Below are 21,600 nucleotides of genomic sequence, written 5' to 3'. Positions count from 1 at the left end.
GAATGCAGTAAGGATCAGGGAATGGCTGTCGTTTTCAGCCCGAAGGATTTCCACAGATAGTAGATGGTCGGCACCACCAGCAGCGTGAGGACCGTCACGCTGATCATGCCTCCGACCATCGGCGCGGCGATGCGACGCATGATTTCCGAGCCGGTGCCGTGGCCGAGCATGATCGGCAGCAGGCCGGCGATGATCACCGACACGGTCATCAGGATGGGGCGCACTCGCAACAGGGCGCCGTCGGTGACCGCCTGCACCAGGTCGGCGCGCGACAGAATCCGCCCGTCTTCGGCGGCTTGTGCGCGGTGGCGGGCCAGCGCCTGGTCCAGGTAGACGAGCATGAGCACGCCGATTTCCACGGCCACGCCGGCCAGCGCGATCATGCCGGCGCCGACGGCCACCGACTGGTTGTAGCCGAGCAGATAGAGCAGCCAGTAGCTTCCGACCAGCGACAGCGGCAGCGTGCCCAGGATGATCAGCACCGAGACCGGGTTGCGGAAGTTCATGAACAGCAGCAGCACGATGATGCCGACGGCGGCCGGCACCACCAGCTTGAGCCTGTCGGCGGCGCGCTGCATGAACTCGTACTGCCCGGACCAGCCCAGCGAATAGCCGGGCGGCAGCTCGACCTGTTCGGCAACGGCACGCTTGGCCCGCTGCACGTAGCCGCCCAGGTCCGGGTCGCTGACGTCGACGTAGATCCAGCCGTTAAGCCGGGCGTTCTCGGTCCGGATCACGCCGGGCCCGGTCTCGATGGCAATGTCGGCGACGGCAGAGAGCGGGATCTGGGCGCCCGTCGGGGTGACGATGGCGAGATTCTCGAGGTCGCCGAGCGAATCCCGAACGTGGCGCGGATAACGCACGCTGATCGGGTAGCGCTCCAGCCCTTCCACGCTTTCGCTGACCGACATGCCGCCCACCGCCGAGCGCACGATCTCGTGCACGTCACGGATGTTCAGCCCGAAGCGGGCGGCCTGATCGCGCAGCACGTCGACGGTGACGTAGCGCCCGCCGGTCACGCGGTCGGCGTAGACCGAGGCGGTGCCGGGCACGTCGCGCATGACCCGCTCGATCTCCTCGCCGATTTCGTTGATCACTTCCAGGTCGGCGCCGGATACCTTGATTCCGACCGGCGTCTTGATGCCCGTTGCCAGCATGTCGATGCGGTTCTTGATCGGCATGATCCAGGTATTGGTCAGGCTCGGGATCTGGACCAGCTCGTCGAGTTCGGCCTTGAGCTTGTCCATGGTCATGCCGTCGCGCCACTCGGATCTGGGCTTGAGCCGGATGGTGGTCTCGATCATGGTCAGGGGCGCCGGGTCGGTGGCGGTGTCGGCGCGGCCGGCCTTGGCGTAGGCGGTTTCGACCTCGGGTACCGTCATGATCAGACGGTTCGTCTGGCCCAGGATTTCAGCCATCTTGCCGGCCGAGGCGGCCGGGTAGGCGCTCGGCATGTAGAGCAGGTCGCCTTCGTCGAGTTCCGGCATGAACTCGCTGCCGATACGGCTGTAGGGGATCCAGGCGCTGGCAAGAATGGCCAGCGTCAGTACCACCGTCGAAATCGGGAAGCGCAGCGCGGTCGCCAGCACGGGCCGGTAGAGCGAGGTCAGGAAGCGGTTGAGCGGGTTTCTGTGCTCCGGCGTGATGCGCCCGCGGATCAGGTAGCCCATCAGCACCGGCACGAGCGTGATGGCCAGGCCGGCGGCGGCCGCCATGGCATAGGTCTTGGTGAAGGCCAGCGGCTTGAACATACGGCCTTCCTGGGCTTCCAGGGCGAAAATCGGCACGAAGCTCAGCGCGATGATCAGCAGGGAGAAAAACAGCGCCGGGCCGACCTCCACGGCCGCGTCGGCCAGCGCGTCCCAGCGCGCTTCGCCCTCGAGCTTGCCTTCGGCCTGTTCGAGGTGCTTGTGATAGTTCTCGATCATCACGATGGCCGCGTCCACCATCGCGCCGATGGCGATTGCGATGCCGCCTAAGGACATGATGTTGGCGTTGATGCCCTGGATTTGCATGACGATGAAGGCCGAGAGAATGCCCAGCGGCAGGCTCAGCACGATCACCAGCGAGGAGCGGAAGTGAAACAGGAAGACCAGGCAGACCAGCGCGACGACGATGAACTCCTCGATGAGTTTCTCGGTGAGCGTGTCGACCGCCCGGCTGATCAGTGAGGAACGGTCATAGGTCTCGACGATCTCGACGCCCTCGGGCAGTCCCTGCTTGAGCGATTCCAGTTTTTCCTTGACCCGCTCGATGGTGGCCATGGCGTTTTCGCCGAAGCGCATGACGATCACGCCCCCGACGGCTTCGCCCTCGCCGTTGAGCTCGCCGATGCCGCGGCGCAGTTCCGGCCCGAAGCGGACTTCGGCAATGTCGCCGATGCGGATGGGCACGCCCCGGTCCGAGGTCCGGATGGGGATCTCTTCGATATCGGCAAGGGAATCGATGTAGCCGGTGGCGCGCACCATGTACTCGGCCTCGGCCATTTCGATGACCCGCCCGCCGGTTTCCATGTTGCCGTTCTGGATGGCCTGGCGCACGCGCGAAAGCGGAATGTCGTGGGCGCGCAGCTTGTCCGGGTCGACCACCACCTGGTACTGGCGGACCATGCCGCCGATCGAGGCGACCTCGGAGACACCCTCGACGGTCTGCAGCTCGTATTTCAGGAACCAGTCCTGGAGCGAGCGCAGCTCGGCCAGGTCGTGCCGGCCGCTCCGGTCGACCAGGGCGTACTGGTAGACCCAGCCCACGCCCGTGGCGTCGGGCCCCAGTGCGGGCCGGGCCTCCTGCGGCAGGGTGGGGGCGACCTGGCTGAGGTATTCGAGCACGCGCGAGCGGGCCCAGTAGAGATCGGTGCCGTCCTCGAAGATGACGTAGACGAAGGAGTCGTTGAAGAACGAGTAGCCGCGCACGGTCGTCGCGCCGGGCACCGACAGCATGGCGGTGGTCAGCGGGTAGGTCACCTGGTCTTCGACCACCTGCGGCGCCTGGCCGGGATAGCTGGTCTTGACGATGACCTGCACGTCCGACAGGTCGGGAATGGCGTCGAGCGGCGTCTTGAGCATCGCGATCGTGCCCCAGGCCGCCAGCAGGGCCGACAGCATCAGAACCAGGACGCGGTTGCGGATCGACCAGCGGATGACGGCGGCGATCATGGCCGGGCTCCCGGTTCATCCTCGCTTTGCCCGTGCGCCGAGTGGTCCATTTCGGAGTGCTCCATTTCCGAGTGGTCCATCCCCGAGTGATCCATCTCCGAGTGATCCATTCCCGAGTGATCCATTCCCGAGTGGTCCATCTCCGAATGATCCGGGTCCTGCAGCGCGTCCCCGCCCTGGTGAGCGTCGTGCTGCCGATGGTCCGACGCCATGGCATCCCCATGGTCGCCATGGTCCCGATCGTGGTCCGGCCCCGCCCCGTCGTCGATCATGCGCAGCAGGCTGGCATCGCCGCTGGCTTCCGAGTCGATCAGGAACTGGCTGGAGACGACGATCCGCTCGCCTTCGTCAAGGCCTGCGGTGATCTCCGTCCAGCCATCGGATTCGATGCCGGTGGCCACTTCCGCCGGCCGGAAACGGCCCTCGCCCAGGGCCAGGATGACGCGCTCGGCCTGGCCGGTGCGGATGATGGACTGGGTCGGCACCGCGAGGGCATCGGAGCGCGGGTCGGCCGCGATCGCCACACGGGCGTACATGTTGGGCTTGAGCGTCAGGTCGGGGTTGTCGAAGGCCAGGCGCAGGCGCCCGGTGCGGGTTTCCGGGCGGATGGTCGGGTAGACGTAGTCGACCTCGCCGCGCCACTGGCGCCCCGGTTCGGCCCAGGGCAGCGCCATGACGGCCCGCTGGCCTGCTACGGCCCGGTTGACCTGGCCCTCGTAGAGATCGACGTCGACCCAGACCCTCGACAGGTCGGCGATGCTCATGATGGTGTCTCCCGGCTGGACGTACATGCCCTGGCGGACGTTGAGCTCCAGCAGGTGGCCGTCGTGGTGAGCGCGCACCGTGAACAGCCGCTCGGGCGAGCCGCGATCGCGCAGCGCGTCGATCTGCGCCGCGCTCATGCCCAGGGCCGCCAGCCGCGATTTCGACGCGGTGACGAGCGCCCGGTTGCCCATTCGCGTCGCCTGCAGAAATTCCTCCTGCGCGCTGACCAGCGCCGGGGAATAGATCTCGAACAGCGGCTGTCCGGCCGCTACCCGCGCACCTTCCGTATCGACATGCAGCACCTCGATCCAGCCCTCGGTGCGGACATGGGCATGCGCGATCCGGCTCTCGTCGGGCGTGACCAGGCCCACGGCGTCGATGTCGCGCGCCAGGTCCCTGCGCTCGACGGCGGAGGTCTTGACGCCGATGTTGTTGATCACGGCCGGGTTGATCCGGATGCCGGGCTCGCCCCGGTCGCCTCCCGGGCCGGCCTCGTCGGCGTAGACCGGGACCAGGTCCATGCCCATGGGCGACTTGCCGGGCTCGTCGCGCCGGTAGTTCGGGTCCATCGGCGCCACCCAGTAGAGTATTTCGCGCCCGGACTCTCCCGGTTGTCCCTGGCTGTCCGCATCGGGGCCGTTCAAACCCCACCAGGCCGCCAGAAATCCGAGCGCGGCAGCCGCCAGCGCAATGAGGATTACTTGCCACTTGTTCACAACTGTTCTCCCGTGAGAAAGAGAATTTGCGCCCAGGCGCTGCCGGCGCGGGCCTTCAGTTCCGCTTGTTTGATCCGTGTGTCCAGCTCGGTCAGCTGGCTGCCAATGAGTTCGGCGAAGTCGGTCTGCCCGTTGGCGTAGGTCGTCACCGACGCCTCGACCGTGTCGCGGGCGCGTTCGGCGACGACCTTTTCATACAGCGCCAGGCGTTCGCGGTAGCGTTGCCAGTCGGTTACGGCCTGTTCGAGCTGACGTCTGAGATCCAGCAGCAGCGCGTCACGCTCGAACTGGGCCGCACTGCTGCGACGAACCGCCGCGCTGTGGCGCCTGTCCTGCCGGTTGCCGGTGAACAGGGGCACCGACAGGCTCACGCCGATGCTGGCCAAATCGGGGCGTTCGGAGCGCAGGCCGTAGCCGGCCTCGACGGCCAGCCTCGGTTTGTAGGCCTGTTTGGCCAGTTCGATGCCGAGTTCGGCCGCATCGATCCGCGCCTGCTTTGCCGCGACGGCCGGGTGGGTCACCAGGCGTGGCCGAAGTTGGTTCAGATCGAGTTCCACCGCTTCGATCTCCGGCATGCGATCGGGCAGGGGGCGGTAGGCCTCGCCGCCGATATGGCGGGCCAGCGTGGCGCGCGCGCGATCGGCCAGGCGGCGGTGTTCGGCAACGCGGTCGTCGAGCAGGGCAAGCTCCAGGTCCGTGCGCAGCAGAGCCTGGGCGTGCAGTCCGCCGGCGGCGAAGCGCGATTGCAGGGACTCTATTTGCTGCTCGATGCGGCTCCGACTGTGGCGCAGCACTGCTGCCGCCTGTTCCTGCCAGGCCAGTTCCAGCCAGGCCTGGCGGGTCTCCAGCGTGATCTGGCGGCGCGCCAGCTCGGCTTGGGCATGCTCAGCTTCGGCTTCGCTGCTGCGCTGGCGTCCGCGGATAGCCAGCGTTCGCCCGGCCGGAATCTCCTGGCGCAGGCCCAGTCTGAGCGCCTGGGTCATGCCGTCCTGATCCAGGCGGAAGGTATCGGTCGGGACATTGACGACCTGGGCCGAAACCATCGGATCGGGCAGCCGGGCGTCGGCCACGGCCTCGTGTTCAAGGGCCTCGGTGCGGGCCATGAACTGCTGGACGACGGGATCGGCGGCAGCCAGGGCTATTGATACGGCGGCTTCCATCGTCAGACGTTCGCTGTCGCCGAGCGCTGTTACGGACGCTGCGGGCGAATCGCCATTGGTTGAATCGGTCGCCGGTGCCGCCGTCGACAATGTCAGCAGAACGGACAGGCAAAGCGCCAATCGTGCAGGGCGACTGGCGTCATTTGCCGATATGAGGGTTCCATGGGACATGGCGGACCTCGCTTGATGTTGCAGGTGGCAAAGGATCGCAATGCACGGACGATCCAGCGATGCCGATTTATCGCGGCATGCCGGCGCCTGTGCGGTGAGCAGGTTTGGGGGAGTATCAGGCCCGGGGTGGGCGAAGCAGAGTCGTGATGACCCTTTGAGGCGCGGAAACAAAAATGCTGGCGACGGGGCCTTGCGCGGCCGCCGTGATGGCGGGCGGATTATCTACCGGGACAAAAATACTCAGCGCGGGACAGACGCAATCGCATTTCTCGTACATATCCTGCGCGCAGTCGCCTTCCTGATCTTCGCAGCAATCGTGTTGCGGCTGCTCGGACGGCGCATGAGCAGCTGCCTGACTGTCGGCGTGGTGATTGTCTGCGTCTTGCTGGCCGCTGATGTCCGGTGCTGCCTGCGAGGACAGCCCCATTGCCATGGATGTTGCATTCATGCTCCAGGCCGACAGCCCGCCCGTCACCAGCGTAATGGCGAGCAGGCCTCGTATCAGCATAGCGATGAGAGAATGCATTGCTGGACGTTAGCACCGATCTCGGGCCGGGACAAGCGCAACGGGGCGAATTGTTTTGCGGGGCTGCCGTGTTCCACGCGGTCTGTGAGATCCCCTGTGCAGCTCATCGTTCCGGCCAGACTGGACAAGCGCTGCCCCGGGTTCCCGGCCGAGAAGGTGATTGCAAGGCTCAGATCAGGTCGGCGTATTCCGGGTGGCGCTCGATCCAGCCGGCCACGTAGGGGCAATTGGGCACGACACGAAGGTCGTTGGAACGCGCCCAGTCCAGTGCATGACGGGTGATCTCCCCGGCGATGCCCCGCCCACCGACGGCCTCGGGCACGCGCACGTGGTTCATGCTGATTGTCTTGCCGTCGATCGTGTATTCGAGCACGCACAGCTGGTTGTCGACGACGGCTTCGAAACGCTGCCGCTGGTCGTTGCGCTTGATGTCGATTGCGGTCATGCGGATCTCCTCGCTCAGTACAGGAAACGTGTGCGGATGGTTGCCGGTATGGTCTGCAGGCCGCGAATCAGGGTGGTGGCGTCGTCGGTCTCGATGTCCATGACCACGTAGCCGACGTCGGGCGTGGTTTGCAGGTACTGCGCGGCGATGTTCACCCCGGCGTCGGAAAAGATCGTATTGATCGCCTGCAGCACACCGGGTTCGTTGCGGTGGATATGCATGATGCGCCGTGCGGTCTCGTGGTCGGGCAGGGACACCTCGGGAAAGTTGACCGCACCCATGGTCGAGCCGTTGTCGGAGTAGCGCACCAGCTTGGCGGCTACGTCGAGCGCGATATTCTCCTGTGCCTCGCGGGTCGATCCGCCAACGTGAGGGGTCAGCAGCACGTTGTCCATGCCGCGCAGTTCACATTCGAACTCATCATCGGCATGGGCTGGCTCGTGCGGGAAGACATCGATGGCCGCGCCGGCCAGGTGACCCGAGCGCAGAGCATCGGCCAGCGCGGGAAGATCGACCACCCGGCCCCGGGACGCATTGATCAGATGGCTGCCGGGGCGCATGGTCTCCAGTTCACGCTGCCCGATCATGCCGCGCGTCCGATCGGTGTCGGGCACGTGCAGGGTGACGACATCGGCCTGCGCGAGCAGATCGGAGAGCCGGTCGATCGCCGTGGCGTTTCCCAGCGGCAGCTTGTCGACGATGTCGTAGTAGATCACGTTCATGCCCAGGCCTTCGGCCAGGATGCCGAGCTGCGAGCCGATATGCCCGAAACCCACGATGCCCAGGGTCTTTCCGCGCACCTCGTGTGAGCCCTTGGCCGTTTTCAGCCAGCGCCCCCGATGGGCACCGGCGTTCTTGGCCGGAACGCCGCGCATCAGCATGATGGTTTCGGCCAGCACCAGTTCGGCCACCGAGCGCGTGTTGGCGTAGGGCGCATTGAACACCGGGATGCCGCGTTTGCGTGCCTCGGGCAGATCGACCTGGTCGGTGCCGATGCAGAAGCAGCCGATTGCGGTGAGCTTCCCGGCCCGGTCGAGAACCTCTGCCGTGACCTGACTGCGTGAGCGAATGCCAAGAAAATGGGCGTCGGCTATGGCGCTGTCGAGCTCGCCCGGGCCTAGTGCCGCGCTCTCTGTGCGCAAGCTGGTGTAGCCCGACTGCCGGAGACTGGCAATGGCGCGATCGTGAATGTTCTCGAGCAGCAGAAAGTTGATGTCCTGCTTGTCCAGCGAGTAGTTTTGCTTCATGCAGTCGTTTGTTCTTCGGAGGTTGAAAGCACAAGTCTGGTGACATTCGGCCGGGCAATCAAGTCATAATTGAACAATGGTGATGTTCGACGATATCGAAACGCTCGACGATCCCGAAACCCTGGCGCAGTACGGGCGTGACTGGACCCGCTTCTGGGACGCCCTTCCGACCGCAGTGGTGTTCCCGCGCAGCACCGAAGAAGTCGCAAGCATCGTGCGCACGGCCCGGCACAGGGGTCTGAGGCTGGTGCCCAGCGGGGGCCGAACCGGACTATCCGGGGGTGCTGTGGCCTGCGAAGGGGAGGTGGTCGTTTCGCTGGAGAAAATGCGCGAGGTGCTTGAACTCGACAGGACCGAGCCCAGCCTGCGGGCCCAGGCCGGCGTGCCGGTTGGCGAACTGCAGCGGCTCGCCGCCGACGCCGGGTTCTATTACCCGGTCGACTGGGCCGCGGCCGACTCCAGCCAGCTCGGCGGATCGATTGCCACCAACGCCGGCGGGATCCGGGTACTGCGCTACGGCATGACGCGCGAGTGGGTCCGTGGCCTGAAGGTTGTGACCGGCGTCGGCGAGGTGCTGGATCTCAATCGGGGTCTGGTCAAGAACAACACCGGCCTGGACCTCAGGCACCTGATGATCGGCTCCGAAGGCGTGCTCGGCATCATCACCGAGGCGACCGTGGCGCTGACCCGGCCGCCACCGGAGCAGTCCGTGCTGCTGCTCGGTTTTTTCGGCCTGTCTTCGATCATGCCGGTGTTCACGGAACTGCGCGCCGGGCTGCGGCTGTCTGCCTTCGAGTTCTTCGACCGGCGTTCGATCGGTCATGTCTCGGCGGCCACCGGTGAAGTGTTTCCGCTCGAGGACGAATGTCCGTACTACGCGGTGGTGGAATTCGACGATCCTGGCCAGGAGAATCAGGAGCGGGCCCTTCGGCTGTTCGAGCGCCTGGTCGAAGCCGGACATGTGGCTGACGGCACCTTGAGCCAGTCCGGTACGCAAGCGCAGGCGCTCTGGCGCTGGCGCGAGTCGATCAGTGAATCAATCGGCGCGCATACGCCCTACAAGAATGACCTGTCGGTACGCGTCTCGCGGGTGCCGGAATTTCTCGAATCACTCGACCGACTGGTGGCCGAGCGCTATCCCGATTACGAGGTGGTGTGGTTCGGGCACATCGGCGACGGCAACCTGCATATGAACGTACTCAGGCCGAAAGACTGGTCGATCGACGCCTTCCATGCCGCCGGCAGGAAGCTGAGTCCGCACCTGTTCGAACTGGTGCGCCGTTTCGAGGGCAGTATCTCGGCCGAGCACGGCGTTGGTCTGCTCAAGCGCGACGACCTGCACTATAGCCGGTCGGCGGCCGAGATCGAAATGATGCGAAAGATCAAGGCCGCCTTCGACCCCGACGATATCCTCAATCCCGGGAAGATGCTCAGCAGTTGAGGCTTGTTGTCCTGCACGACCGTCCAGTTCGGGACCGTGCCCACCGGTAGGTCGGGGCGGCGTCCCCGACCGACAAGATCTACACATACATCGTGGCGTGTGCTCGATGCTTGAAAGTTGCCCTGCCGGGTCAGTCGTTGACCAGATATGGAATCACGTGCACGTAGTGGTATTGCCAGGCGTACTTGCGCGGCGGTGAGACGCGATAGCGCGGGTAGTCGGGTGTATTGCGGGTCCAGTAGTCGATCGTCCACTCGTGACTGGGTATCAGGGCGTGCACATGTTGCCGCAGCTGCTCGCGCAGCGGCTCCGCGGCGAATGCGCTGCCGATGGCAAGCAGTGAGGCCACGTCACTGCTGTGCTCGATGCCGCTCCAGGGATTGCTGTCGAGCGGTGTGCCGTCATGCCGCACTCCGTAGTAGGACACGAACTGCCCATCAATTTGCGGGCCTTCGCCACTGACCGTCCGCAGGCCCAAATCCGAGATGCAGCCGGCCAGGTCGCTCATCATGTCCGGCAGACGCGCATCGGCAGTCAGCTGCCAGGTGTTGAGGAAGGCGTACTGCAGCAGGGCCGACATCCAGGGTGAGAATCCCTTGTCACTGCCACCGTCCCAGTTGTAGATAAAGCAGCCGCCGTTGGCCTGCGGATGGGAGAGTTGGCGTGTCCGGAACGCTGCGGTGGCTTCAACCAGCTTGTCGTGCACAGCCGAATCCCCAGTGATTGCGAAAGCCGACGCATTGGCCTGCAGGGCAAACCCCCACCAGCGCTCACTGAACCAGTGGTCGCCGGCCGTGTCGGCCTGAAGGATCGGTGCGCCGCGATCGGCCGCTTCGACCACGTGCTGGGCCGTGTCGCGAAAGATCGGCAGCCCGGTCATCCACCAGGCCAGTTCCATGCCTTCGCCGTAGGAGTACTTGGGGTCTTTCCAGCTGCTGCCGATATCCGGGTTCTTGAGACGGAAGTAGCCGACGCAGTCGTTGTTGTTGCCGGCCGCCTGACATTGCTCCGGGGTATAGATGTTCTGCGCGTAGAAATGCGCGGCCCGATGCGCCTCGCGCAGTTGGTCGATGTTGCCGCTGCGCAGGTGGCCGAGATAAAACACGGCGGGACGGTCATACAGCCAGGGCTCGTAGTCGTTCTTGTAATCGATCAGACCCTGGCTGGCCGGCCAGCCTGAAGGCCCGAAGTCGTTGATTGTAGTGTAGAAAAAATCGATCTGGGCCTGATCCGTGGCCGCCATGTAGGTTCGCAGGCCGACCTTACCCAGGGCTGGCGCCAGGCCGGCGCAGCGCAGATGCTGCGGTGACCACTGCGCGAGCACCTTGGGCTCAAGTACGCCGTCTTCCGCGACATAGCTGCCGGATTCCGCCAGCTGCCAGGTCTGCTCGACCGGAACAGGGTCGGCAAGCGTCAGGCTGCGAGTCCGGTCAAGCCGCACCTCGGCGACAACCGCCTGTCCGGCACCGAAATCGATATCGGCCTGTAGCAGGACGCTGCGCAGGCTGCCCTGGTCGGATGGCTGTGTGTCGGTGCAATGCAGACCGGGCGGTGGCAGTGCGTGCCAGGTGCCCAGCGCCTCGACATGAAGCGGCTGCTCCAGGCCGTCCAGCCACAGACTGGCGCGATTCGTATCGAACAGCGCGCCCGGCGGCAGGGGCAGAGCAAAGCTGACCCGCTGCGCGCCGTCAACCCCACTGGCGGGTAGCAGTTGCAGGGCAACCGGGGGGATATGCTCGAATCGGTCCTGGAACACCTCGTCCAGGTCATCGCCGGCGATGGCCGCGGATACCAGGCCGCCAATGATGGTGATGAGCAGGATTCGGGCTCGCGCGGTGCAATCCGCCGGCGAGCTGTTGCTTCTCCAGCGCCGCGCCATCCACGCGATTACGGGATAGCGCTGGTTTGCCGCCAATCGGCCGTTACGCATGCAGTGCATTCAGATGGCTCCTGTAGGGCCTGTGTGCCAGTCAGAGCGCCCGGGCAGGTTGCGAAAATACCGCAAATTATCGGTCGGGACCCAATGCCGCAAGGTGGGCAGGTCCCGATTGCTCAGAGACATTATAAGAGGCGCCCGTCGCGGATGCGATCTGCGAACTTGGCGCCCACCGCGACAAACGAATCGACCACGCGTCCGCGCCCACCGAATCCGGCGTCACCATCACGGACGATATCCGCGGGTAGGCGCGAGGCGAAAGGCGGTAGGTCGGGGCGGCGTCCCCGACGGACGAGGTCGGAATTCGGCCCGCGTGGCGGGGTGCGCTCCGGATCTGTTCCGCGCCCGTTTGCGGCTTCCGGGGTTCCGGTTCTGCCGGCCTGGCGTGTTGGCGGTCAGGCTTGTTCGGTCTCAGGCCGCCGCGCGCTCTTCGGGAGCCAGACGCTCGAGCAGTTCCTCGGCCATGTGAAAGCGATCCTCGATTGCCTCGAACTCGCCCTTGATTCGAAGCTTGTCGTTGTCGGGCAGCTCGAAGGTGTGGGATTCCTTCTGGATCATCTTGAGCAGCTCGCCCATGTCGATATCCGGCCTGGCCTTGAACTCCGCGCGTCCGCCGGCGGGACCAACCTCAAGGCGCTTGATGCCCAGTTTCTTCGCGCGCAGTCTGAGCTCGGCAGTGGCGAACAGGTTCTTCACTTCGTTGGGCAGCAGCCCGAAGCAGTCGATCATCTCGACCTGCAGGTCGTTGAGCTGAGCGTTGCTGTCGGCCTGGCTGATGCGCTTGTAGAGCACCAGGCGCTGGTGCACGTCGGGCAGGTAGTGTTCCGGAATCATGGCGGTCAGATGCAAATCGACCTCGCTGCCGTGTGACACGGGCTCGTCTAGATCCGGCAGCTCGCCGTTTTTCAGCGCCTCGACGGCACGATTGAGCAGATCGGAGTAGAGGGCAAACCCGATCGCCTCGATTTGGCCGGACTGCTCTTCGCCGAGCAGCTCGCCGGCGCCGCGGATTTCGAGGTCATGGCTGGCCAGGGTAAATCCGGCGCCCAGTTCCTCGAGTGACTGGATGGCCTCCAGTCGCTTTTTCGCGTCGCGTGTCAGCACCTTCCAGGGCGGCGTGACGAGATAGGCATAGGCCAGATGGTGCGAGCGGCCGACGCGACCCCTGAGCTGGTGAAGCTGTGCCAGACCGAATTTATCGGCGCGGTTGATGATGATGGTGTTGGCCGTGGGCACATCGATGCCGTTTTCGATGATGGTCGAACAGACAAGCAGGTTGATGCGGCGAGCGTAGAAGTCCCGCATGGTGCGCTCCATCTCGCCGGTCGGCATCTGGCCGTGTGCCATGCCGACGCGCGCGTTGGGAAACATGGCCTCGAGTTCGGTGACCTGGCGCGCCATGCTGCGCACCTCGTTGTGCAGGAAGTAGACCTGGCCGCCGCGCTGGAACTCGCGGGTGATTGCATCCCGGATGGTTGGTGTGTCCCATTCGGAAACAAAGGTTCTCACCGCCAGGCGGCGCGCCGGTGGCGTGGCGATGATGGACAAATCTCGCAGGCCGGCCATCGACATATTGAGGGTTCGCGGAATGGGCGTTGCGGTCAGGGTGAGGAGATCGACTTCGGCCCGCAAGGCCTTGAGGCGCTCTTTCTGGCGCACGCCGAAACGCTGTTCCTCGTCGATGATGACCAGCCCGAGATCGCGGAACCGAATGTCTTTTTGCAGCAGGCGGTGCGTGCCGATGACAACATCGACAGTGCCGTCTTCGAGCCCCTTGAGCGTTGCGGCGGGTTTGGCGCCGCTGCGTGAGAGTAAATGCACGTTGACCGGCCAGTCGGCAAAGCGGTCGGCGAAGTTGCGGTAGTGCTGTTCGGCCAACAGCGTGGTCGGCGCCAGCATGGCAACCTGACGGCCGGTGTGAGCCACCACGAAGGCCGCCCGCAGGGCCACTTCGGTCTTGCCGAAGCCAACATCCCCGCAAACGACGCGGTCCATCGGCTCGTCCGAGGACAGGTCGGACAGGACCGCATCGATTGCCTGCTGCTGATCGTCGGTTTCCTCGTATTCGAAACCGGCCGCGAAACGCGCATACAGGCCGCGGTCGATGGCGAAGCTCTGACCTTTGCGTGCCGCGCGGCGGGCCTGCAGTTCGAGCAGCTCGGCAGCCGCGTCGCGGACCTTTTCCGCAGCCTTGCGACGCGTGCGCGCCCAGCGTTCGGAGCCAAGCCGGTTCAGCTCGACGCGGTCAGGATCGGCGCCGGTGTAGCGGCTGACCAGGTGCAGATCGGTGACTGGAACATAAAGCTTGTCGCCGTCGGCATATTCGAGGCACAGATATTCAGCCACCGTTTCGCCCGCGTCCAGCACGTCCAGGCCCAGGTAGCGACCGATACCGTGTTCGAGATGGACGACCAGCGCGCCGGACTGCAGGTCCGCCAGGCTCTTGATGATCGATTCGGGGTCCTGACCGCTGCGGCGCTGGCGCCGCAGCGTGCGGGTATGGCCCGGAAACAGCTCGCTTTCGGTCAGTACGGTGAGATTACTCTGTTCCAGGCGACAGCCGCCGGAGACCGGCATTTCGATCAACGCCAGCCGGTCGCTGCCGCTCATGAAGGCCGACCAGGAATCGAGTCGTGTCGGGTTCATTCCGCCGGCTCTGAGCGTGTCGTGGATCAGCTCGCGGCGGCCGGCGGTATCGGCTGCGATCAGCACGCGACCGGCCAGCATTGCCAGCTCATGCAGCGCCGCCTCGGGCTGGTTGTCAAGATCAAGTACCGGCGCAGGCGCTGCCACCGATGCGGCCGGCTTGCGCCGGGTCATGCAGACCGCAGCGTCGGACAGCAGGACGTCGGCCAGCTCGTGTGCGGGGATGAAGAGCTCCTGCGGTTTGAGGACCGGTCGCTCGAGATCGCCGCCACGCTGCTGCTGGCGGTGTTCGATTTCCTGCCAGTACCCGCGCGCCGCCTCTTCAACACCCGGCAGCACGATCAGGCGATGCGCGGTCGGCAGATAGTCGGTCAGGCTCGATGTGTGCTCGAAAAACAGCGGCAGATACTGTTCCAGGCCCTGGCCGTGGTGCCCTTCACCGACCTCCTGGTAGGGCAGGGCGCGACGCAGGTCGACGTCGAATCGATTGCGAAATGCGCGGCGAAAGGCCTGGCGGCTGTCCTCGTCAAATGGGTACTCGCGAGCCGGCAGCATGTCGATTCGCTCGAGCCTGCCGGTCGAGCGCTGGCTTTCGGCGTCAAATGTCCGGATGGACTCGATCTCGTCGTCAAACAGCTCGATTCGATACGGGTCGGAGCGTCCCATTGGCCACAGGTCCAGCACGGCCCCGCGCACGGCGAACTGGCCGGGTTGCCAGACCTGATCGCTGCTCTGGTAGCCAGCGGCATGCAGTCGGCCCCGAAATGATCCCATGTTGAGCTGTTCGCCAGCGGACAGGTTGAGACTCTGGCCCTGGACCCAGGCGACCGGCGGCAGACGCTGCATCAGTGCCGTCACCGGAGCGATGACCACGCCGCGGTCCATGCCGGGCAGTCGTGCGAGCAGGTCGAGTCGGCGCGAGATCAGGTCGGGATGCGGGGAATACAGGTCGTAAGGCAGGATTTCCCAGTCTGGAAACAGCTCGGCCTGCACTCCATCGAGCCGCTTGATATCGTCGCGCAGGGCGCGCGCGGTGTAGCCGTCGGCTGCGGCCACCAGTACGGGACCCCCCTTGCGACCGGAAAACGAGGCGATGGCCAGGGCCAGAGGCAGGCCTTCGAGCAGCGGCCACTCCTGACGTTCGCCGTCAAATCGCGGTGGATTGAGTACGGAAAAACGCTCCGGCATCACGATCAGTTTGTCCAAACCCGTTAGTGTAGCAATTCAAATCCGGTCTTCCGCGTGCAAGACCTCAATCAGTCCGGCTGTGCGTTCCCTCAACAACAACGATATCCGGCTGCATTGCCGACGGGGCATTGAAACGGACCCGCCAGCTGACGGGCTGGCCCGCAGCACAGTGGTTACAGTGGAAGACCGAGGTGACGAAATCGGAGGCTGTCGGCGTGAGGGCGCGGCCATTGGCGATCACGGCTGCGATATCGATCGTGGTCCACCAGGCATACGGGTTGGAAATCAGCAGCCAGTCCCCGGCCCGGGTCTGGAAGTCGACGATGCCTGGTACACGCTCCGGATTGCGCGGACGAGGCGGATAGTTGCCTGCCGATGCGAGTGCCACGGAATTCGGGGGGTGAACGACGCGCGCGACCGGATAGAAGATCGTCGCTTCGAGCCGACCGTCGGGGACAAGAGGCAGGGCATCCGCAACGCCCGGACCTACCGCCAGCAGATGTTCGGCGGTTGGTTCCATCCCCGCAATCCGGACCTTCGGCGTGTGGCCGGGGCATTCCAGCCAGAACACCAGATCGGTCAGACTGTCGACGATCTGGGCCAGGCCGGCGTGCACGACGATGGCCTGTTCGGTCGCGCACAGCCGGTGGGCCATCGTTGCGCTGCCGAGAAAGCTCAGCTGGGCACCGGCGCTGGTGGCGGATACTTCGGGCGAGGACAGCAAATCCAGCATAAAGGCGGCCGGAAAATGACGGTTGCCGCTGTTGTCTTTGGTCGCGAGCAGGGATGTCGTCAGCAGCGCCATGGCGGCCAGGCCGGTCACCAGGGCTAGGGGCAGGATCATCCGGTTACGGGGGCGAGGGCGGATTGCGGTCAGCCCGGCGGCCAGCACCAGGGCAGTCAGCGTTGGCGCGGCCAGCATCATGTACCAGAGCGTTTGGCTGCGCATCCACAGCGCAGCGGCGGTCTGGATGATAAGTGCGAGCAGTGCGACCGCAGCCAGCCGACGCAGGTAACCGGGTCGCAGCGTCGCCGGCAGCCCGCTCAGCGCCAGCACCACCAGCGCGACGACTGCAATCCGCAGCGCGATTCTGGCGCCCGGGACGGCATCGGTGCTCAGCAGCAGGCCGTGGCGGAAGCCCTCGACAATCACATGCCAGAACAGCACGGGCGTCTGGCCGATCGCGGCGGGATTCCAGTGTTCGCGCAGGTGTCCGGACAGGCCGGTGGTGGGCGTGTCCGGAACCGCACCGAGCAGACCGGCCAGCAGCAGGGGCAGCAGGGGCAGCAGCAGGCCGGCCAGCAACAGTCCCGCACGAACAATCCGGTCGGGCGCGGCCAGCCAGAGTACCGGCAGGATCCAGCCCAGCGCCAGGTTGGCCGGGTGCGCATGAATCAGCAGCGAAAAAACCAGCCCGAGACCCAGTGCCGAGCCGCGTCGCGGACGTTCCCAGTCTGACCAGGCGATCATCGCCAGGCCGATCACGGCGGCGGGCACCAGGTTGAAGTGGTTGAACGACAGGTATGTGAAGGTGGTCAGCCCGGGCAGCGCCAGCAGGGCAGCCAGGAACAGGCCGAATCGCCACTGCCCGATCTGCCGACCGAAAGCCAGGGCCAGCGGGAATTGCGCACCCTGCAGCAGGCCGGCCCAGGCTGCAGCGGACACCAGCCCGCCGCTGAAAATCAGCGGCGGGCTGAGCAGGTAATACCAGGCCGGACCAATGTGAGTGAAGAACCCGATTTCGGGGCCAACCAGCGGCCACTGTGTGGCTGTTGCGATCTGCTGCGCCCAATACAGGTCGCGTATGGCGTCGAGATAGGGTGCGCCCAGCGGCCCGATTGCGGCGCTGGCAAGCATCATCGAGACGACGAACAGCCAGGCCCACCATGGCGGATCGGCATCCGGGGACAGCAAGTGATCGGTGTCAGTCCGCACGGTTCCGGAAATCGAGGGCGTGTGAGATTCATGAAACATGCGGGCTGGGAATCGGCAGGAACTGGCTGTCGGCGGTCACGGAAACACAGTGTACCCGTCTGCCGGGTTGACGTCGCCGGGCCGCTGACGCGTCCTGGGCGCTGCACGCCGGCGAGCACCTCCGGGTTCGCTATACTCCACGGCACACTGGCGCAAAATCGCGGCACCGGGCAATGAGCGAATACAAGGATTCACCGACCCTGAGCGTCATCGTTCCGTGCTTCAATGAAGCCGAGACGATACCCGTCCTGATCGACATCCTGACGCCGGTGCTCGACAGAATCGATGGAGGTGCGTGTGAAGTCGTAGCGATCGACGACGGCAGCCGCGACGAGACGTTCCAGAGGCTGAGTGAATGGCGTGAATCGGATCACCGGGTGCGTGTGGTTCGCCTGTCTCGCAACTTTGGCAAGGAGGCCGCCTTGAGTTGTGGCCTGCACTTTGCCGCCGGCCGGGCGGCCGTCATTCTCGATGCGGATCTGCAGGATCCCCCCTCGCTGTTGCCGGCGATGGTCGAGAAATGGCGCCAGGGCGCCGATGTCGTGCTCGCTCGCCGGGCTGAACGTCATGGCGAGGGGTGGGTCAAGCGAATGAGCGCAGCCGCGTTCTATCGCGTCATGCAGTTGCTGGCCGGCGATGCAGTGCCGGCCAACGTTGGTGATTTCCGGCTGATGGACCGGCGCGTGATCGACGCCTTGCTGCATCTGCCTGAAAAGACGCGCTTCATGAAGGGGTTGATGAACTACGTCGGTTTTCGAATCGACACCCTGGAATACACGCGTCCCGGGCGCAGCAAGGGGATCAGTAGCTGGAATCTGTGGCGGCTGTGGAACTTTGCCCTGGAAGGTATCACCTCGTTTTCCACCGCGCCGTTGAGAACCTGGGGATATCTCGGCTTCCTGATCGCGTTTGCCGGTCTGGTTTACGCGGCCTGGATTGTGATTCGCACACTGATTTACGGCATCGATGTGCCGGGCTACGCCTCACTGGCGACCATGTTGCTGTTTTTCTCCGGGCTGCAGCTGATCAGTATCGGCATTATCGGTGAGTACCTGGCGCGGGTGTTCATCGAGACCAAGAACCGCCCGCTGTATGTGGTCGATGCCATGCAGGGCTTTGATGACGACTGGGTCGAGCGTCAGTCCGATCGGGTTGTCGGCAATATCGTTCTTCCGCGCAACAACGGCCATGCCGCGGAAGACTGAACGGGTGCCGTGCTTGTCGCTTTGGGGATGATCTGGTATGCTTCGCGGCTTGATTCTTGCGGGCGATTAGCTCAGTTGGTTAGAGCGCTGTCTTGACATGGCAGAGGTCGCTGGTTCAAATCCAGCATCGCCCACCATCGAATGCGTCCCAGCCCTTCCTGTGCACGCCGCTTTCGGCGTCGGGCAGCGCAGGCAGCGGAATCCAGGCGGTTTTCCGGAGGAAAGAAGCCAGGGGGAGCGCCGTTGAACGCGTGCTCGGAATCCTCATGTACATCGGAGTACACTGCGGTTCCTGCGCTGCGTCCGCCACCGAAAACGACGCACCCAGAAAGCGCTGGAAAGTATTCGGTTCTATCGATGCATTGAAGGGTTCTCCAATGGCGCTGGTGGGCCATGCGGGTTGGCCCGCCGAGGGCCCTGTGGCTGCGTCGAACTGAAGCGGGCCAGGCTGCATCGGCCCGCTATCGAAGCCCCTACAGGCAGGGATTTGGCCCAACCTGAGCCGCAAACTGACGGTACAATTCGCACCCATGGTTCAGATTACGCTTCCAGACGGTAGCCGCAAGGATTTCGATCATCCGGTGACGGTGCACGAGGTGGCCGAGTCCATCGGGCCGGGGCTGGCCAAGGCAGCGCTGGCCGGTGAGGTCGAGGGCCGGCTGGTCGATACCGGCCATGCCATTGACCACGACACGTCACTGCGCATCATCACAGCGCGCGACGAGGAAGGCGTGGAGATTCTCCGCCATTCCACCGCGCACCTGCTGGCGCAGGCGGTCAAGCGTCTGTTCCCCGAAACCCAGGTCACGATCGGTCCGGTCATCGAGCACGGCTTTTTCTACGATTTTGCCCGTGACGAACCGTTCCGGCCGGAAGACCTGGAACGGATCGAGCAGGAAATGGCGCGCATTGTGGCCGAGGACATTGCGGTCGAGCGTGAAGTCATGGAACGCGATGAAGCGGTTGAGTTCTTTCGCCAACAGGGCGAGGAGTACAAGGCCAGGATCATCGAGGACATTCCGGCCGACGAGACGCTGTCGCTCTACCGCCAGGGCGATTTCGTCGACCTGTGTCGGGGGCCGCATGTGCCGTCGACCGGCAAGCTTGGGGCATTCAAGCTGACCAAGCTGGCCGGTGCCTACTGGCGGGGCGATTCGGACAACGAGATGCTGCAGCGCATCTACGGCACTGCCTGGGCGGACAAAAAGCAGCTCAAGGCGCACCTCAGGCGGCTCGAAGAAGCCGAGAAGCGCGACCACCGCAAGCTGGGCGCGAAGCTGGACTTGTTTCACACCCAGCCCGAAGCCCCGGGAATGGTGTTCTGGCACGACCGTGGCTGGCGGATTTATCTGGCCATACAGCACTATGTTCGTGAACGGCTGCAACAGGCGGGCTACCAGGAAGTGCACACGCCTTCGGTGGTGGACCGAAGCCTGTGGGAAAAGTCCGGGCACTGGGATAACTTCGGCGATGACATGTTCATTACATCGTCGGAGGAGCGGGTCTATGCCATCAAGCCGATGAACTGTCCGTGTCACGTGCAGATCTTCAACCAGGGGCTCAAGAGCTATCGAGACCTGCCGCTTCGCATGGCCGAATTCGGTTCCTGTCACCGGAATGAACCTTCGGGAGCGCTGCACGGCCTGATGCGGGTGCGCAACTTTGTCCAGGATGACGCGCACATTTTCTGCACCGAAGATCAGATCCGCGACGAGGTGATCGCGTTCAACGCACTGGTCTTCGATGTCTATGCCGATTTCGGCTTCACCGATATCCTGGTCAAGCTTTCGACCCGTCCCGAGCAGCGAGTTGGTTCGGATGCAGTCTGGGACAAGGCCGAGGCGGCCCTGGCCGGGGCGCTGGAGGCAGCAGACATCGACTACGAGCTGCAGCCCGGCGAGGGTGCGTTCTACGGCCCCAAGATCGAGTTTTCGCTGACTGACTGCATTGGGCGGGTGTGGCAGTGCGGCACCATGCAGGTCGATTTTTCCATGCCCGCACGTCTGGGCGCCGAATACGTGGCCGAAGATGGCGAGCGGCGCACGCCGGTCATGCTGCATCGTGCGATTCTGGGCTCGGTCGAGCGTTTTATCGGCGTTCTGCTCGAGCACTATGCCGGCATTCTGCCGCTGTGGCTGGCGCCGCTGCAGGCCGTGGTCATGAACATCACCGATGCCCAGGCTGAATATGCCGAAGAAATCACCAACGCCCTGAATCAGCGGGGATTTCGGGTAGAATCGGACTTGCGCAACGAGAAGATCGGCTATAAAATCCGCGGCCGCACACTGGAGAAGATTCCCTATCTGCTGATCGTTGGTGATCGCGAGCTTGAAAACCGCCAGGTCGCGGTTCGGCTGCGCGACGGAACCGACCTCGGGGCAATGTCCCTGGATACGCTGGTTGCGCGCCTGTCTCGGGAGGTGGCGGCGCGCCGCCCGATCGCTGATAATTGAGCGTTAACCCGAATAGTTCGAGGAGCAGCACACATCGCAACGGATAAACAGACCCGACGCAACGAGGACATCACGGCCGCCAAGGTGCGGGTTGTAGGTCCTGAAGGCGATCAGATCGGGGTGATGGGGACCCAGGACGCGCTGACCAGGGCGCAGGAATTGGGACTGGATCTGGTGGAGATCGCGCCGCAGGCCGATCCGCCGGTTTGCCGCATCATGGACTGGGGCAAGTATCGCTTCGAGCAGTCGAAAAAGGCACAGGCGGCGCGCAAGAAGCAAAAGCAGATTCAGATCAAGGAAGTCAAGTTTCGTCCCGGCACCGATGATCATGATTATGACGTCAAGATGCGCAATTTGCTCCGCTTCATCGAGGAAGGTAACAAGGTCAAGGTCACCTTGCGCTTTCGCGGTCGGGAAATGGCTCATCAGGAACTGGGTCGGGATCTGCTCAAGCGGGTCGAGAACGATACCGCCGAGGAAACCGTCGTGGAACAGCACCCGCGCATGGAAGGGCGACAGATGGTCATGATGCTGTCGCCGAAGAAGACCTGAAGGTCGTCGTGCTGAAGAA

Annotated in this window: 13 protein-coding genes and 1 tRNA gene; 5 read left to right on the top strand and 9 right to left on the bottom strand. The window is 64.3% G+C overall.

Annotation, left to right across the window (positions count from 1 at the left end; translation table 11 throughout):
* Positions 1-14: 14 nt before the first annotated feature.
* The 6 genes from HND55_09085 to serA all read right to left on the bottom strand — a co-directional run bounded on the left by HND55_09085 (position 15) and on the right by serA (position 8,185).
* The gene (locus tag HND55_09085) at positions 15-3,155 is read right to left on the bottom strand and encodes an efflux RND transporter permease subunit (GenBank protein QKK02784.1); all 3,141 of its coding nucleotides are present in this window, start codon (positions 3,153-3,155) and stop codon (positions 15-17) included.
* Positions 3,152-4,636, bottom strand: coding sequence for an efflux RND transporter periplasmic adaptor subunit (locus tag HND55_09080; GenBank protein QKK02783.1), 1,485 nt, complete (start codon positions 4,634-4,636; stop codon positions 3,152-3,154). The genes HND55_09085 and HND55_09080 overlap by 4 nt, the downstream gene beginning before the upstream one ends.
* On the bottom strand, positions 4,633-5,796 hold the full coding sequence (locus tag HND55_09075; protein QKK02782.1) for a TolC family protein: 1,164 nt from the start codon (positions 5,794-5,796) through the stop codon (positions 4,633-4,635). Before HND55_09075 ends, HND55_09080 begins: the two co-directional genes overlap by 4 nt.
* 286 nt (positions 5,797-6,082) lie before the next feature.
* Complete coding sequence (locus tag HND55_09070; protein QKK02781.1) at positions 6,083-6,493, bottom strand: hypothetical protein; 411 nt, start codon at positions 6,491-6,493, stop codon at positions 6,083-6,085.
* A 169-nt stretch (positions 6,494-6,662) separates the two neighbouring features.
* Entirely contained in the window at positions 6,663-6,938 is a 276-nt protein-coding gene (locus HND55_09065) for an N-acetyltransferase (GenBank protein QKK02780.1), read from the bottom strand.
* A gap of 14 nt (positions 6,939-6,952) precedes the next feature.
* Positions 6,953-8,185 carry a phosphoglycerate dehydrogenase gene (gene serA / locus HND55_09060; protein ID QKK02779.1) on the bottom strand — a complete coding sequence of 411 codons (1,233 nt, stop codon included), beginning with the start codon at positions 8,183-8,185 and terminating at the stop codon, positions 6,953-6,955.
* Between the two features lie 76 nt (positions 8,186-8,261).
* On the opposite strand from serA, the gene HND55_09055 reads away from it, so the two are divergent.
* Positions 8,262-9,626 (top strand): FAD-binding oxidoreductase, encoded by a 1,365-nt coding sequence (locus tag HND55_09055; GenBank protein ID QKK02778.1) that lies wholly within the window; start codon positions 8,262-8,264, stop codon positions 9,624-9,626.
* A gap of 130 nt (positions 9,627-9,756) precedes the next feature.
* On the opposite strand, the gene HND55_09050 is transcribed toward HND55_09055, so the two are convergent.
* From HND55_09050 to HND55_09040, 3 genes are all read right to left on the bottom strand, one after another.
* On the bottom strand, positions 9,757-11,565 hold the full coding sequence (locus HND55_09050; protein ID QKK02777.1) for a hypothetical protein: 1,809 nt from the start codon (positions 11,563-11,565) through the stop codon (positions 9,757-9,759).
* Between the two features lie 408 nt (positions 11,566-11,973).
* On the bottom strand, positions 11,974-15,399 hold the full coding sequence (mfd, locus tag HND55_09045; protein ID QKK02776.1) for a transcription-repair coupling factor: 3,426 nt from the start codon (positions 15,397-15,399) through the stop codon (positions 11,974-11,976).
* A gap of 61 nt (positions 15,400-15,460) precedes the next feature.
* Positions 15,461-17,371, bottom strand: coding sequence for a hypothetical protein (locus tag HND55_09040; protein ID QKK02775.1), 1,911 nt, complete (start codon positions 17,369-17,371; stop codon positions 15,461-15,463).
* A gap of 173 nt (positions 17,372-17,544) precedes the next feature.
* Here HND55_09040 and HND55_09035 point away from each other — a divergent pair, with 173 nt between their 5' ends.
* The 4 genes from HND55_09035 (at position 17,545) to infC (ending at position 21,581) form a co-directional block, all read left to right on the top strand.
* Positions 17,545-18,576, top strand: coding sequence for a glycosyltransferase family 2 protein (locus HND55_09035; GenBank protein QKK02774.1), 1,032 nt, complete (start codon positions 17,545-17,547; stop codon positions 18,574-18,576).
* 60 nt (positions 18,577-18,636) lie between these two features.
* Positions 18,637-18,713, top strand: a tRNA-Val gene (locus HND55_09030).
* Positions 18,714-19,106: 393 nt separating this feature from the next.
* The gene (gene thrS / locus HND55_09025) at positions 19,107-21,029 is read left to right on the top strand and encodes a threonine--tRNA ligase (protein QKK02773.1); all 1,923 of its coding nucleotides are present in this window, start codon (positions 19,107-19,109) and stop codon (positions 21,027-21,029) included.
* Positions 21,030-21,062: 33 nt separating this feature from the next.
* Entirely contained in the window at positions 21,063-21,581 is a 519-nt protein-coding gene (infC, locus tag HND55_09020) for a translation initiation factor IF-3 (GenBank protein QKK04054.1), read from the top strand.
* The last annotated feature ends 19 nt before the right edge of the window (positions 21,582-21,600 follow it).

This window comes from Pseudomonadota bacterium (genome assembly GCA_013285445.1).
In the GTDB taxonomy this organism is placed as follows: domain Bacteria; phylum Pseudomonadota; class Gammaproteobacteria; order Xanthomonadales; family Wenzhouxiangellaceae; genus Wenzhouxiangella.
The sequence above is the reverse complement of the archived record's forward strand: the minus strand, read 5'-3'. Positions and strand labels throughout refer to the sequence as shown.

Excerpts from the sequence above, each read along its gene's own strand:
- HND55_09055 (QKK02778.1), top strand. The coding sequence starts at position 8,262 with ATGGTGATGTTCGACGATATCGAAACGCTCGACGATCCCGAAACCCTG.
- HND55_09070 (QKK02781.1), bottom strand. The coding sequence starts at position 6,493 with ATGCATTCTCTCATCGCTATGCTGATACGAGGCCTGCTCGCCATTACG.
- HND55_09040 (QKK02775.1), bottom strand. The coding sequence starts at position 17,371 with ATGTTTCATGAATCTCACACGCCCTCGATTTCCGGAACCGTGCGGACT.
- thrS (QKK02773.1), top strand. The coding sequence starts at position 19,107 with ATGGTTCAGATTACGCTTCCAGACGGTAGCCGCAAGGATTTCGATCAT.
- serA (QKK02779.1), bottom strand. The coding sequence starts at position 8,185 with ATGAAGCAAAACTACTCGCTGGACAAGCAGGACATCAACTTTCTGCTG.
- HND55_09035 (QKK02774.1), top strand. The coding sequence starts at position 17,545 with ATGAGCGAATACAAGGATTCACCGACCCTGAGCGTCATCGTTCCGTGC.
- HND55_09075 (QKK02782.1), bottom strand. The coding sequence starts at position 5,796 with ATGGAAGCCGCCGTATCAATAGCCCTGGCTGCCGCCGATCCCGTCGTC.
- HND55_09065 (QKK02780.1), bottom strand. The coding sequence starts at position 6,938 with ATGACCGCAATCGACATCAAGCGCAACGACCAGCGGCAGCGTTTCGAA.
- HND55_09050 (QKK02777.1), bottom strand. The coding sequence starts at position 11,565 with ATGCACTGCATGCGTAACGGCCGATTGGCGGCAAACCAGCGCTATCCC.
- HND55_09085 (QKK02784.1), bottom strand. The coding sequence starts at position 3,155 with ATGATCGCCGCCGTCATCCGCTGGTCGATCCGCAACCGCGTCCTGGTT.